At 55.4% G+C, this 15,303-nt stretch carries 10 protein-coding genes; 6 read left to right on the top strand and 4 right to left on the bottom strand.

Annotated elements, in window-relative coordinates; all coding sequences use genetic code 11:
- Positions 1–10: 10 nt before the first annotated feature.
- Positions 11–2,008, top strand: coding sequence for a glycoside hydrolase family 30 beta sandwich domain-containing protein (locus VLX68_12335; GenBank protein HUI93027.1), 1,998 nt, complete (start codon positions 11–13; stop codon positions 2,006–2,008).
- Positions 2,009–2,101: 93 nt separating this feature from the next.
- On the opposite strand, the gene VLX68_12340 is transcribed toward VLX68_12335, so the two are convergent.
- The 3 genes from VLX68_12340 to VLX68_12350 form a co-directional block, all read right to left on the bottom strand.
- Positions 2,102–3,085: an NAD-dependent epimerase/dehydratase family protein gene (locus tag VLX68_12340; protein HUI93028.1), complete on the bottom strand. Its 984-nt coding sequence runs from the start codon at positions 3,083–3,085 to the stop codon at positions 2,102–2,104.
- Positions 3,086–3,099: 14 nt separating this feature from the next.
- Positions 3,100–3,921, bottom strand: a complete 822-nt coding sequence (locus tag VLX68_12345; protein ID HUI93029.1) for a nitroreductase family protein — start codon at positions 3,919–3,921, stop codon at positions 3,100–3,102.
- 334 nt (positions 3,922–4,255) lie between these two features.
- Positions 4,256–5,815, bottom strand: a complete 1,560-nt coding sequence (locus VLX68_12350) for an OmpA family protein (GenBank protein ID HUI93030.1) — start codon at positions 5,813–5,815, stop codon at positions 4,256–4,258.
- A gap of 280 nt (positions 5,816–6,095) precedes the next feature.
- On the opposite strand from VLX68_12350, the gene waaF reads away from it, so the two are divergent.
- The 5 genes from waaF (at position 6,096) to VLX68_12375 (ending at position 13,177) form a co-directional block, all read left to right on the top strand.
- Positions 6,096–7,046, top strand: a complete 951-nt coding sequence (waaF, locus tag VLX68_12355; protein ID HUI93031.1) for a lipopolysaccharide heptosyltransferase II — start codon at positions 6,096–6,098, stop codon at positions 7,044–7,046.
- A gap of 1,093 nt (positions 7,047–8,139) precedes the next feature.
- The gene (locus VLX68_12360) at positions 8,140–8,814 is read left to right on the top strand and encodes a hypothetical protein (protein HUI93032.1); all 675 of its coding nucleotides are present in this window, start codon (positions 8,140–8,142) and stop codon (positions 8,812–8,814) included.
- 140 nt (positions 8,815–8,954) lie between these two features.
- Complete coding sequence (locus VLX68_12365) at positions 8,955–10,001, top strand: hypothetical protein (GenBank protein ID HUI93033.1); 1,047 nt, start codon at positions 8,955–8,957, stop codon at positions 9,999–10,001.
- On the top strand, positions 10,001–11,530 hold the full coding sequence (locus tag VLX68_12370) for a hypothetical protein (GenBank protein ID HUI93034.1): 1,530 nt from the start codon (positions 10,001–10,003) through the stop codon (positions 11,528–11,530). Before VLX68_12365 ends, VLX68_12370 begins: the two co-directional genes overlap by 1 nt.
- A gap of 723 nt (positions 11,531–12,253) precedes the next feature.
- Positions 12,254–13,177 carry an Abi family protein gene (locus tag VLX68_12375; protein ID HUI93035.1) on the top strand — a complete coding sequence of 308 codons (924 nt, stop codon included), beginning with the start codon at positions 12,254–12,256 and terminating at the stop codon, positions 13,175–13,177.
- A gap of 51 nt (positions 13,178–13,228) precedes the next feature.
- Here VLX68_12375 and VLX68_12380 read toward each other — a convergent pair whose 3' ends face one another.
- Positions 13,229–15,124, bottom strand: a complete 1,896-nt coding sequence (locus VLX68_12380) for an ASKHA domain-containing protein (GenBank protein HUI93036.1) — start codon at positions 15,122–15,124, stop codon at positions 13,229–13,231.
- Positions 15,125–15,303 lie beyond the last annotated feature (179 nt).

Consider the following 15,303-nt stretch of genomic DNA (forward strand, 5'->3'; position numbering starts at 1 on the left):
AGGAGTTTTTATGCGTTTAACGTTATCCCGCATTCTTGTTTTTCTTGTCACCCTTGTTTTTTCCCTCAACGCGGCGGTCGCGATCTCCGGCACGGTAAAAGACCAAGCCACGCAGGCTCCGATCCAGGGCGCCATCGTCAGTCTCGCGGACACCGGGCTCACCTGCATTTCAGACCAAAACGGCTTTTACTCGTTCGGCGGCCCTGTTTCGGCCGGCCCCATGGCGCTGCCCTCCCCGGAAATCAACAGGCCATTCCTCTCAGGCGCCAACCTCACGTTCAGCGTCAGGGACGTCTCATCGCGGGTGCGCGTGGGCCTCTACACCCTCGGCGGCAGGCTTGCCGGTTCTTTTTTCGACAAGCAACTGACGCAGGGCGAATACCGCATCAACCCGTTCCTGGGCAGGCCGTCTTCCCAGATCTGCCTGCTGCGCGTGCAGGTCGGTAACAGCGTCACCTGCATCAAAACGCCTTTTCTCTCCGGCACCGGAAGCACCGCGGGGATTTTCCAGAGGACCGGCAACCTTGTCAAACGGCAATCGTTGTCAAAGGCCTCGGCCGCGGTCGATTCGATCTTCTCCTGGGCCGTGGGCTACAACGCGGGAAAGCTGGGCATCAGCACTCTGACCGGCACCTACGACATCACGCTGTCGCGCACCGTTCCCGCCGGACAGGTGCAGGTGCTCCAGACGTCGCAGGCAGGCGACCAGCTCGCGGCGCAGCCCGCCCTTTCCTTTGCCGCAGACGACGGCTCGTTGCTTCCCACGCTCACCGTGACCCCGGCCACCACGTACCAGACCATCTACGGGTTCGGCGCCGCGTTTACCGAATGCGCGGTATACAACCTCTGCAAGGTCACCCCGGCGAGAAAGGCCGCGGTGCTCAATGATTTCTTCAACCCCTACACGGGCGCGGGCTTCTCGCTCATGCGCGCCGCGATCAACAGCTGCGACTTTTCCCTGGCCATGTACGACTACGACGGGACGACCAACGATTACGGCCTTGCAAACTTCGACATGAGCCACGACATGAAATGGATGATCCCCAGCATCAAGCAGGCCCTGCACGTTCCGGGCGCCAATTTCAAGCTGTTCGGCTCGCCGTGGGCGCCGCCGGCCTGGATGAAAACGTCGGACAATAGGCTGGGCGCCGCGGGCGGCGGCGGCGGCACCCTGCGCACGGACTGTTATAATTCATGGGCCAACTATTTTGTCAAGTACATCAACACGATGAAGGCCAACGGCATCCCCGTCTGGGGCATCACCATCCAGAACGAGCCGGCCTACGACGCCTACTGGGAAGCGTGCGTCTATTCGGCGGCGCAGGAAAGGGACTTTCTCAAGAACGCGCTCGGCCCGGTGTTCGACACCAACAAGATTGACGCGAAAATAATGATCTGGGACCACAACAAGGACCTGATCGTCGATTGGGCCAACACCATCCTCGGCGACGCCGCCGCGGCAAAATACGCCTGGGGCGTGGCGTACCACCGGTACGCGGGCGATTTGTTCCAGAACCTAGACACCACCCATAATAATTTCCCCACGTATCCCTTGATCGCCACCGAATGCAGCGTGCGTGACACCTGGACCGAGGCCGAGCGCATGGCCCACGAGATCATCGGCGATCTCAACAACTGGTCGAGCGGGTATCTCACGTGGAACCTGGACACCGATTACAGCGGCGGGCCGTACCACAACAGGCCCGAGCCCGGCAGCTGCGTGGGCCCCATCGTGCTCGATTCGGCGACCGACAGCATGAAAATCTTTCCGAATTATTATTATATGACGCATTTCAGCAAATACTTCCAGCCCGGCGCCGTGCGCGTGCTGAGCGCACTCACGGGGTCAACGCTGGAAATCACCGCGTGCAAAAATGCCGACGGTTGCATCGTGGTGAACGCGCTGAACAAGGGGGACGCGGCGGTGCCGTTCAAGATCAAGCAGGGCACGCAGATCATCAAGCCCACGATCGCGGCGCACGCGTTGATGAGTTTTATTTATTTCTAGAGCAGTTAGAAATTGCGGGGGAGAGGCACGGCCTGTCTCCTGCCTGCCGAAATAATCATTGCGCCTGCCGATTGGCGACCGGCGTTTTCGCGGTTAGTCAAGCAGCTTGTTTTCCCGGTACCAGGCCAGCGTGTCGCGGATCGTTTCCTCGAAGGGACGGGGACAATAGCCGAAGGCGGCGGACGCCTTGTCGCGGGAAATATTTTTGTGGCCGTTCTTCAACGTTGCGATTGATACCGATGTGTAAAGAGGTTCCCGCGCGCAAAGCCTGCACCACCATTCAGCAAACGGCGCGCCGATTGCGGCGAGCCACAGCGGGCTGAGCAGCCACATCGTTTTTCGCCCCTGCATCCCGTCGATGACCCGCGCCATGTCGCCGATCGAGACCCAATGGCCGGGAACCAGGTATTGCTCGCCCCGGACGCCCTTAGCCTCGGCCCCCAGCGCGGCGTCCACGACATCGCGGACATCAACCCAGTTGAAACCGCCCCTCACGCCGATCGGCATTCTTCCCCGGCCGATCTGCTTCACGATGCGGCCCAAGAACGAACCGTGGAAATCGTTCGGGCCGATGATGCCGGTGGGATTGAGTATCACCGCGTCAAGACCTTGTGCAATGCCGCGCCGCACTTCCTGTTCGCCCGCCGCTTTTGAACGGTCGTAGGGCGGCGCGTGCGGCGAGGAGACCTTTCGCCGCGTCTCGTTGAGCGGCTCGCCATGCGGATACGGGTCGAACGCGTGGATGGAGCTGAAATGCACGAGCCTGCGAACATTGTTTTTCAGACATGCCTCCACCACGTTTGCCACGCCGTCAATATTGATCTGCTTGATGGTTTTCCATCCGCCGCCGGTGATGCCGATGCGGGCCGCACAGTGAAACACGGTTGACGCGCCGGCAAACGCCTTCGCCAGGCTCGCGGGATCGCGCACGTCTCCCTTGACAATTTCAACAGGCAGCCCCTTGAGCGCCCCGTCGGACGACCGGACAAGACAGGTCACCGGGCGTTTTTGCTCCAATAATTTTCTAACGAGATTCGCGCCCACATGGCCGCTTGCGCCGGTAACGATTGTTTTCATGAAATCCTTTCCGCTCATTCGCCGATCCAGCTCACGAAATAATCCGCGCCCGGCATTTCCTTTCCGTCAATGATCCGCCACGCGCCCTTGAGGCCGAGTTCCTGCGCGGCGCACTCGAAGTTGGCCATGGCGATGCCGGCGTGCAGCTCGCCCCTGGCCTTCGCGTCCGCCCGTTTGGCATAGAAATGGAAGGTATCGCGCGGCGTCTCCCGTATGATGCGCCACGGCTGGTAATTGACGCCCGACGGCGCGAGGCGAACGCATTCCAGCGCTTCGGCGTACCTGCCTGCCGCTCCCTGCGTGAGCGGTTTATTCCCATCGCCGTCGAAGAAAAGCTCGCGCCAGGGTTTTCTTACCCGCGACCGGTTGGTGATTTTAATCAACACGTCCACCAGCGACCTTTTTCCCGAGGGAATGCCCACGGGCGACACGATCACCAGCTTCTCGCCGTCCCTCAGTCCGGCCTTTTTCGCAAAACCCTGCCTGTTGAACGTGAGCGCCATCCAGCACGTTCCGAGGCCGAGGCCGGTCAATTCGAGTACCGCCTTTTCAAAACAATACCCGAAATCCAAAAACGCGCGGGCGGCAGGCGTTGTCACGCCGGCGATGAACAGCCGCGCCCCCTTGATGAATCCGTAGGTGCCGAAACGGCGCGGCCCGGCTTTTTCCGCTTCGGCAAGGTCAATGAGTTCCAGGCGGCATTTATTGCCGAACGTACCGATGGTATTGCTTTGGCAGATGTTCCTTATTGAGGCCTTCTGCTCATCAGAAAGCGGCATGGGATCATAGGTGCGGACCGAGACGCGGCGGCGGATTAATTCAATCATAGATGACATGGAAAGGTCCTTTTCATTTCCTCAGAAATATACTATGTAATTGAAAGACCTTGCGGCAAGCTGGGATTTTTTAAATGAATTTTCTGCCGTAGGGTACGGGATTCCAAACAATGACCGCAGATCCCCTCTGCCGATACAACAATCTCTTCTTCCGACGTGCAAATCTTGACCTGCCGCTTTTTATCAGGGAGGCGGCGGAAGCCGGGGCCGGGGGGAGACGACCCTTGGAAGTACCCGAAGGGGTATACCGCTCCCCCGACTTTTTATTTTAATAAAAAAGCCCCTGCCCTTTTATCAAGAACAGAGGCCTTTTCAATCCAGCAAAGAAACTCTTTTACTGGTTATATTCCTTCAGCACTTCCTTGTTCATCACCTGCAGCTCGACCCTGCGGTTGATCTTTCTTCCTGCCGCGCTCCTGTTGTCTGCCTTGGGAACGTCGGGGCCGTATCCGGCGGCCGAGAGGCGCGAGGCAAGCTCGGGCGCGACGCTTACCAGGTAACTGCGCACCGATTCCGCGCGCGCGTTGCTCAGGCGCTTGTTGGCCTCGTACTTGCCTATATTGTCGGTGTGGCCGCCCACTTCGAGCTGGAGCTTGGGATATTTGAGCAGCATCTTGCCGATGATGTTGAGATACGGTTTCGAGTTTATGGAAATCTCGGTTTTGCCGGTCTCAAAATACACCGCGTCGAGGATGAGAAGGCCGGTGGAGAGCAGCTGCTTTTCCATGTCGGAGCGCTTCGACACCTCGTCGCTGAGACGCTTCTTGGTGTCGGCAAGCTCCATCGAATCGCGCTTCGACTTCGCCGCGAGCGAATCGGCCCGACGTTTTTCCGCTTCGCGCGCCTGGGCCGCGGCAATGGAATCCGCGATCACCTTCTTGGCAAGGCCGTCGGCGACCTCCTGCAGGTGCGCGGCCTTCCTCGTCTGTTCCTCTCTGTCAAGTTCCGCCTTGCGCTGCGCCTCGCGGTCGGCCTTTCTTTTTCCGGCAAGAAGGTCGAAGGTGAAATCGATGCCGGCGAAAACCCGGTACGGCTCGAGCGCGCGCGGCTGGCCCGACGGCCTTGCCTGGGACGCGGCGATGTCGGCGCCGAGCAGGAAATTCATGTAAAAGGGCGTGCGGAAGACGATCGACGGCGTCACCATGACCGGGTCGGTCTTGAACGCGACATTGTTCAAAAAGGTCAGGGAATTTACCTCCAGTCCCAGGGTGATGATCTCATGCACGTTTCCCTGGAGCCCGAGCCCGAGCAGCAGTTGGGCCTTTTTGTCCTTTTGCAGGGAATACACCGCGCCCTCGTTGAGGTGGATTTTAAACGACTTCTCCTCGGTCCCGAACACGGCCGACTCAAGCACCCGCCCTATGAAATCGTACCCGGTGCGCGTCTCAAAATAATCGAAACCGTCTGCGGCGTTCGAGTCGAGCTGGTTGAACGAAGTGCCGCCGACAATGGAGGCCTGCGCGCCCAGGTGAAAAGGGGACGCTTCCGGGAGCGGCAGCGCGCCCATGACGCCGGCCTGAACAGCGCCGAGCCCGGCCGCCGGGCTGCTTTTGTAATCGACCGAGCCGAACCCGTTTACCTGGCCGAACACGTCAAACCAGGGGTTGATGCCGAATGAAAACGCGCCGGTGCCCACGATGATGTTTGAACCTGCGTTGGGCGTGAGCGTATAACCGATCTGCTGTTTATACCAGCTCCCGAAAACGGAAAACGACAGCCTGCCCGCGCCCACGGTCTCGGCCGAAGGCGTATGGACAAGGCCGCGGGTCGCGTCTGCGGTAAAGGTCGGATTGGGGCCTTCGTCGCTTTTTTCCTCCTGCGCCGCCCATGAAAACCACAGGCATCCCAGGACTGCAATCAACGCGAGCGCCCGTTGTAGATGTTGATTCGCCATAGTTGCTCCTTTCCTGCAAAGAAACATGGCTGTAAGTCGTACGCAATTAAGAATGTTTGTCTTTGCCGACGCTTTCGCATCCGGGGGAAAGTGTAAAAAACACGTAATAAAAAAAAGGGCCGGACTTCAGATCGGGTCGGCTAAATGAATGATACAAATAAGGCAGAAATTTGTCAAAAACTTTTTTGGCAAAAACGCGGAAGGCGCGCCATCGTGAGGCAAAATTCCGTGATATATATTACATAATTCGGTAGCATTTCCGGCGGTAAGAGGCATCGATATGGCAAAAGAACTCGTGATCATGCCGAACTGGCTGGGCGACTGCGTCCTGGCGCTCTCGGTGGTCCACCGGAAGATCACCATGCAGCACACCAGCCTCACCCTTCTCGTGCCCCAGCCCCTTGTCCCCCTGTGTGCCGCGCTGTGCGGCCATCCCATCATCCCCATCAACCGCAGCACCCGCGAAGGATACGTTACCGCACTTGACGAGGTGCGAAAGCAGCGGTTCGACGCGGTGTACGTGCTGCCGCCCTCGTTCTCGTCCGCGCTGTTCGCCTTCCGGACGCGGATAAAAAAGCGGCGCGGCATTTCGGGCGAATGGCGCAGGCCGCTGCTCACGAGCCCGCTGCCGCGCTCGCTGCGCAACGTTTCGAGCCACCTCACTTACGAATACGCCATGGTGCTCGAAACCGATTACGTGCCGCCCGAATACTGGCAGGGCGTCAAGCTTGACAAGCACGACGATTACGCGGGACGCATCGTGTTCTGCCCCGGCTCCAAGTACGGACCGGCAAAACAGTGGAACGGGTTCCCCGCGCTCGCCGAGCTTTTGCCCGGCAAGGAAATCGTGGTGCTCGGCGACGAGGGCGACGCCGCGGCGGCCGAGGCCGTGGAGGCGGCCGGTCCCGAACGCGTGAAAAACCTCGCGGGCAAGACCTCGCTCGTGGAGGCGGCGCGCATCATTTCCCACGCCAGGGTGGTGGTCGCCAACGATTCCGGCCTCATGCACTGCGCCGGATTCACGGGAACGCCCGTGGTGGGGATCTTCGGCTCCACCGCGCCCGCCTGGACCCGCCCCCTGGGCGCCAAGGTAAGAATCGCGCATGTCAAGACCGACTGCTCCCCCTGCTTCAAGCGCACCTGCCGGTACAATGACAACCACTGCCTCACCCGCATCACGCCGGACCTGGTGCTGGGGCTGATGCATCAGTTAGTACCGGAAAAACTTTAAATAAAATTATTAATAAATCAGGGCGTTCCCCCGCTTCGCGGGGTCGGTCTCCCTCGGGGCCCGGGCTCGCCCTCGTTGCCGCCTGCCACGAGGGCGCTTCGCGCCGTGGTCAGGCGGCAATGCGCTCCGGCGCACCGCTCCGGTCCACCTAACGCGGGGCAGAGGAACATTGCCCGCCTGTCAATTACTGCTTCGCAATTTTAAAGTGAACTGCAATTGATTTCTCTCTCGCCATCAGCGGCGCCTCGAAGGCCGAAGGAATTGGCCGCTCGAAAATAGGTGAAAGTCTGGACATCGCATTGCAAAAAGGGAAGAATAAATTGGGCGTTCCCCCGCTTCGCGGGGTCGGTCTCCCTCCGGGCTCGGGCTCGCCCTCGTTGCCGCCTGCCACGAGGGCGCTTCGCACCGTGGTCAGGCGGCAATGCGCTCCGGCGCACCGCTCCGGTCCACCTAACGCGGGGCAAAGGGTCATTGCCCACCTCTTTAAAAACCGCCTTCGCAAATTGAAGAACCCCGCCCCAAGTGGCGGGGATTCTTCCTTGGCTATAGAATTAGAATATTTTATAGTCGCCCGCTAACCCCGCGCCAAGTCGCGGGGAATGCGCGGGCTGTGCCATTCAACTCTACTCGTCTTGATTTCTCACATCGCCATCAGCGACGCCCCCTCGGCCGAAGGATCGGCCGCTCGTGCTGTTTGAGCCCGGCATCTTTGATCAAACTATAGGTTTGTCCTGCCGGGTGAGTTTACGAGCGGCCCGGAGGCCGAGGGATCAGGCGGCGCTGCAGGCGCGGCGTTCTTTGCCTACTTTCTTTCGCTGCTGAAAGAAAGTAGGTAGGGGTTCAGGGGGCGAAGCCCCCGACTCAGTTGCACGAGCGGGCCGTCGTTTTCGCTCCTTGTTCCCACAGGATGCACGCAACATGGGACGAAATTGATTTCGTTGACAAAGAACCCGACGGCATCATAGAATCAGGTGTTGGGAATAAATTCACATACTTGAAGCTTCACCCATGGTGCGTAGACGAGTTGACGCGTTAACGGGTTAACGCGTAGCAACAGGAACTTCTCCTTCAGAAAAATGGAGAACGCACACACATGTCAAAAATATTTTTGCCGATCATTCTCGCGGCCCTTGCCGTCCGCGGCCAGGACATCACAGCGTCGGATTCGACGATCCAGATTTACAACAACTCCCTGATGAGCTTTGCAGACGGCGTGCAGTTTACCAGCCACTCGCCAGCAACCATTCACCTCGACTCCGCCGTGGTGCATGTCGACACAATGGACACAACCGGCATGCAGTCCCCCGTGCCGCAGTTGTCGTGGAAGAACGAAGACCCGATTCAGGCACAGTTCGTGTGGCGGATGGATTCCACAGGCAGCAACAATTACCGACTGACAAAAATCGCGTTCGCCCCGTTAAACGCCCAACCGCTCTCATTCTCCGGGACCGATACGACAGAGGCGATCTTCATGGTAGAAATCGGGTTCCTCTACCCGCTGGACATGGCCCCGAAATTCGTGCGCACGTTCAGGGGAAGCCTGAAGCTGTTCTTTTCCAACGGGCAGATAATGACGCTGGGGCTCACGGCGCATGACTTGAATGCGGGGGTGAAAAGGCAGGTGATGGGGGCGGGAGGCAATAAGACCTCCGGCGCAGGGATGATGAGTTATAAAAATAAAGTGAGGTGTTTGGTGAATGGGAGAAAAGTGGACGGGGATGAGATGAGGGCGGGAAAGAGGGATATGTTGAAAGTGGTGGGAAGATAGGGCTGTATGAAAGAATTCGTGTATGCCGATAAAAATGTTCAATTGGATCGCGATTGAGTGATGAGCGGAAATCGAAGTGGCATTACAGATAGTTACTCAAGCCATCCGAAATAGTATTTATCCAACGAGCAGGTATAAACATGAAGGAAACAAATGCTGCCCACGATCTTCTAGGTAGAGAACTTAAGAGCGGTTGGAAAGTTACTAGGAAGATTGAAAAACACGAGACTTCGACAGGTTCATTTTTCTCAGTATGCTACGAGGTACAAAAAGACAAGAGGGTTTGTTTTCTAAAGGCATTCGATTTTGCCAAGTTCTTCCAACTTGCAAAGAGCGCCGAGATAGTTGATGTAATGGCGGATATGCTAAATGCCTACAAATATGAAAAGCAACTTTCGGATCTTTGTAAGACGTCTCACGTAACCAAAGTCGTGTATGTTAATGAGGCGGGCGAAGAAACTATTCCAGAGTATACAATTCCTGTTGTACCCTATTTGATTTTCGACTTAGCTGATGGCGACGTAAGATCGAGACTCGAGTTCTCTGATGGCCTTGACTTTGCATGGCGGCTAAAATCCTTGCATGATATCTCAATCGGTATAAGACAACTTCATAAAATCGAAATAAGCCACCAAGACCTTAAGCCTTCCAACATTCTCGTTTTCGACACCAGCTCAAAAATTGGCGATCTTGGAAGGTCCGTTTGCAGGCTCGTCAATGGCCCTTACGATGAAATGTGTTTTTCTGGAGATTTTACCTATGCACCACCTGAAATAATGTACAAGTACTTTGAGAAAGATTGGAGCAAACGTGTTTTTGCAACAGATTGTTATCTTCTCGGTAGTATGGTCGTTTTCTATTTTGCTGGCACAAGTATGTCCGCACTGCTTCAAAAAAATCTTCCCGACAAATTTAAGGTGCATGTTTATCGTGGTCCTTTTGATCAAATACGTCCTTATCTTTTAGAAGCTTTCTCAATATCTCTAGATGAATTTAAGAATTGCATTTCCAATGCATTTTTTAAAGAGGAGCTTGGATGGGTTGTTGAAAGGCTTTGTTATCCTTTACCAGAGAATCGAGGCCACCCAAGGAATCTTTGTGGAATTCAGAATCAGTTTAATCTGGAAAGGTTCGTTTCAAAATTCCATCACCTGCACTTAAAAGCCGAATATCTACTAGGTAAATAATGGCAGAACAGTTTGAGCAAAAAGAACGACGAGTAATTCCAAACTGGCGCAGCTTCAATGTAACTGCCTGCCTTGGGGAATTAGACCATTCCGGTCTTACATTTCCAAGCAAACCAAGTGAGGTATTTGACATTTCCGACTACACAGCTATTTGGCGACAAAATAAGAGAATCTCATTTGCAGCCGATTTGATCAGTGCTACGTTTGCAAATGGCGACGATTTCACTGATGATGCCAAAGATGCAGCTAGATTTGTCATTAAACAAGCCGAGAAATGCCCACCACCGTTAATTCGGCTAGCTGAAATCATTATAGGCAAGAACCCTCATGACAACACCTCTCCTCCACAGCCAGGGGAAGACTTAAGTCTCTCGAAAGTATATAAGTCTATTAATGTTTTAAGAGATAGATTAAGATCCTTCCCCCAAAATCCCATTCCACATGTTGAATTATCTAGATGTTATTCAATACTAGGAGAAAAATATAAGGCAATTAAGAATATGAAGGCAGCGTTGTACTTGTCACCTGAGAATAGGTTCATTGTTAGAGCGGCCATACGGCTCTTTGCACATTTTGGAGAACCCGAATATATTCATAACATTGTAAAGAAAAGTGGTATTGTACGTTACGACCCCTGGGTAATATCCTCGGAAATTTCTCTCGCGGACCTATTGGGGAAGACGTCATCATTTATCAAAAGAGGAATACAATTCATTGAATCAAAGAAATTCGATCCCTACAGCTTAACGGAACTTTGTTCGTCAATTGCTACAGTCGAGTTAAATGCTGGAAACAGAAAGAAAGCAAGAAAATTGCTTCAAAGCTCTCTTATTGCGCCAAATGACAACTCCCTTGCCCAAGTCGAATGGATTAACAACATAGATTATCTATTTGACTTGGATCTAAAAAGATATAACGTGAACTGCAATTCTGAAGCATTGGCGCTTAACAGCTATTTTGAAAACAAATGGAATGACGCTTTCTTCTATTCTAAGAACTGGGCTAAGGATATGCCTTTTACAAAGCGTCCCGTCCTCATGGCATCTCACGTAGCAATTAGTTTGCTAAATCAGCCACAATTGGCGATTGATATCCTGAAAAGTGGATTAGTATCACACCCTGGAGATCCACAATTGATCAACAACCTAGTGTATTCACTGGTGCTAGTTAATAAGCTCTCCCAAGCCGAAAGCCTGATGGAAAATGTGGGCGACATATCCGACTTAACCAACACAACTAATATTTGTCTCACCGCAACATCAGGGCTGATTGCATTCCGAAAAGGTAATTTCAGCATGGGTAAAGATCTTTATCTAAAAGCCATTGAAGCAGGCAAATTGACTAATAACCCATATTACCGTTGGATACCAACTTTATGTTTTGCGCGCGAAGCAATATTGTCGAAATCTGAGAATGCATCTGAACTATTAAAAATTGTTGATAAAGTACCTAACGACCTTGAGATTCCATCCGTCACAGTTCTCAAGAAAGAAGTTCTTGACCTACTCAGTTTTGTGAAGCCTGCGTAATTATCCAACACGTCTTCATTTCCATTTGCAACTTTTTCCCTCACATTCTCTCCTCTTCGCCCGTCTCTTCGCCCTCTCCTTCTCCCTCCTCCCTGCCCTTCCCATTTCGTCTTGCAGCTTGCGTATTCTAAATCAAAAACCTCAAGGTGAATCGCGCCTCAGGATACCTGAAAACCAGTTCAGGTAAACGGAAAAGCAGCCAAGGTGGCCGGAAAAGTGATTCAGGCGGCTGCCAATGTGGTTAAGGCGGGCGGAACAGTGGTTAAGGTGCCCGAAAAGGTGGTTCAGGCGACCGGAACCATGAGTCAGGCGGTCGGGCAGGTGGTTAAGGTAAGCTAAAAAGTGGTTCAGGTGCTTAAAAAACCCCTTCAGGCGGCCGGAAGAAAAAATTTTTCATCGTTCCACACCGCTTTTTCGGCCTCCTGACAGGATATTCCGGTTGCCTGAACCCTCGTTTAGTCTGCCTCGCGTGGTTCCGGGTTCCCTTTCGCCATTCCGGCCGCATGATAACCAGTGTGCCACGAGCCTTGATACCGACCATTATTTATATCACTCCTCAAACAGCAGGCCGCGGGGCACCGCAAAGGGCAGTGGCAAGGTATGCCTTATTTACGGGAAATCTGCATACCCGTAAAATTTTTCTCTTGAAACAAACGTATTTGATTTGTATATTAAAGGCAACACACCCGCCACGCCTCTTCCGCTTATGCGAAATGCGCAACCATGGCGGGTTTTCTTTTGGGGTACCGCAAGATGTCGCTCAAACCCTATGACAAACCCCATCTCTCCTATGATGATCAAGTCCAGCTGTTTGTCAAACGCGGCCTCCTGGTGCGCGATCTGAAGGCAGCTGCGGAATTCCTTTCACGTGTAAGCTATTACAGACTGAGCGCCTATCGCTTCCCTTTCTTGCAGCAGAACGACTTGTTTCTACCTGGAACCTCTTTTGAGCAACTCACCAGACTTTACAAGCTCGACGACGCGCTGCGTCAAGCGTTTATCTGCGCGCTTTCTCCCATTGAGATTTACCTCCGCACAAGGGTCACCTATCAACTTACGGCAAAATATGGACCGTTTGTGCAGTACGATCCGTCTGTGTTTAGGTCGACATTTGACCACGCAAAATGGGTTCAAGCGGTGGAAATCGAAATCGTCAGGGGGCATGAGACCTTCTTGGATCATTTCAAGTCAAAATACTCGGGGTTTCCCCGTCTCCCTCTTTGGATGGCCGTCGAAGTGATGAGTTTCGGAAGCATTTCCAAACTGTATGGCGGATTGTTACCCGATCCCCAACGCAGTATCAGCAGCATTTTCGGTATACACCATTCGGTGTTGCACAACTGGATGCACGCACTCACCTACGTTCGAAATGTATGCGCTCATCACAGCCGACTCTGGAACAGGGAGCTGGCAATAAGGCCCGAGATTCCTCGCAAGGCTGCTGAGTGGCAAAAAATTCACATCGACAATACTCGTATCTTTTCTATTGCCGCCGTCGTTGATTGGATAACCACCAAAGCATTGCTCCCGAGTCCTGCAATTGAAAAAATGTTCTCGGTAATCGACGAGATTCAAAAACAAGGCTCACGGTTTCCGGCCTTCATGGGAATTCCATCCGATGTGCAGCTCCGGCCGTTGTGGAAATAGAAGGTGTACTTTCAGGCAAGCCCCCCTCCCCATTCCCCATTAACATCTTGATTACTTGACACTCGGGAACCTGCTCAAATCCGTATGCGGCAGAAACAGCGCCGCCACATAGGCGTCCATGTACCGGTTGTCGGACGACAGGTCGATGTAGGTCATGCGCCTGGCCAGGGCGGCCATCTCGTCGCGCCGCGTCTTTGACAATAGCGAAAGCGTCGCGCCGGTGAGCGAGGAATTGCCCAGGTAGCTGAAGCGGTCGCGCGGGATGTCGGGCAGCATGCCGATGCGCACCGCGTGCTCGATGTTGATGAACCGCCCGAACCCGCCCGCGATTGACACGCGCGAAATGCTCCCGAAGGTGAGGCCGATGTTAGACAGCATGAGGTCGCAGGCGGCGTAGATCGCGCCCTTGGTGCGGATGAGGTTTTCGATGTCGGCCTCGGTGATCACGATCTCCTTGTTCGCGTACGCGGCCGCGGACTTGACAAGGAGGACCCCGCGGGTGCCCTCGACCCGGGGCGCGCGCCATACCGGCACGCGGTCGGTGATCTTGCCGGCCCGGTCGATGAGGCCCTTCGAATACAGCTCGCCGAGCAGCGAAATGAGCCCCGACCCGCAGATGCCCTTGGGCTTTCCGCCGCCGATCACGCCGTATTTCACGTCCTTCATTTTCGGGTCGATGTCGAACGATTCAATGGCGCCGTCGGCCGCGCGCATGCCGCACTTGATGCCCGAGCCCTCGAACGCCGGCCCGGCCGAGCACGCGGCCGCCATGAGGAACTCGGCGTTGCCGATCACGATCTCGCCGTTGGTGCCGATGTCCATGAACAGGCCCACGCCCTTGGCGTCATTGATCATGGGCGCGGCAAGCAGGCCCGACGTGATGTCGCCGCCCACGTAGGAGCCCGCGCCCGGCGCGAACGACACGGCTGCCAGCGGGTGCGCGTTGAGCCCGAGCTCGCGCGCGGTCATGACCGCCGGGCTGTTGACAACCGGAACATACGGGCTTTCGCGGATGGTCTGCGGCGGCAGGCCCAGCAGCAGGTGCACCATGGTGGTGTTGCCCGCGATCGCGACGTTGAACACGGACGATGCCGGCGTTTTTATCTCCTTGAGGCATCCGTCAATGAGGCCGTTGACCGTGGAAAGCACGAGCGTGCGCAGCTCCTCGCGCCGCTTTTCCGTTTTCGCGAACTCGATGCGCGCGATGACGTCGGCGCCGCGGCTGATCTGGGCGTTGTAGTCAGACCTGCTGGCGAGGATCTTGCCGTCCGCCATGTCAACGCAATGCATCGAAATCGTGGTGGTGCCGATGTCGCACGCGATGCCGATGGAGCGCTGCGACTTATCGCCGGGCTCCACCGATTCAACCACAAGACCGGCGCCCTCGTCGCGCGCGCGGACCGTCACCTGCCCGTTCTGGCCGCGCAGCGCCTCGGGCAGCTTTCGCAGTGCGGGAAGGTCGCAGCGGATGGCGCCGGCCTGTTCGGCGGCCTTGCGCAGTTGTTTTTCGAGGCGGCCGAAGTCCGAGGCGTTGTTGTCGGCCGTCGGCGGCTCGACGCTCAGCGAATACGACTTGACAATAGGTGAAATGTCCTTTGGCGCGGGGAACAGTTCGGGCGGGATCGCCATGAGGTCTTTTCCGAGCGCCATTCCCGCCGCCTCTTTTGCACGGTCATGGAGTACGGCGACAACGGCGTCCCCGCACACCGCGGCCTGGCACGACAGGATCTGCAGCGGGCCGTCGGCCGGCGTCACGGAAAACTTCCTGCCCTTGACTTCCACGCATCCCTCGATGAGCTCCACCAGGCATTTGTGGCAGGTGCCCTTGCCCCCGCATTCGAGGTGAAGGCTGGCATCGCCGAGCAGTGCGGCGGCATCGGACAGCCTGGTGCCTTCGGCGATTTCGCCGGATTTTTTGGAAGGGAGAAACGTGATGGTGGGGGGCATGTAGGAAAAATACAAAGCGCCCAAACATTACCTATAGATATTGGTGGGGCAACCACTTCGTGGTTTCCCCTGGCCCCCGGCTTTCCCGCGCCGCGCGACATTCGAGTAGCGAATTTATTAATGAACACGTACTTGTGTTGGGCTTGCCGAGGCATCGAAACGCGGCGCGGGACGATCCG

This window comes from Chitinivibrionales bacterium, assembly GCA_035516255.1.
Lineage (GTDB): Bacteria > Fibrobacterota > Chitinivibrionia > Chitinivibrionales > FEN-1185 > FEN-1185.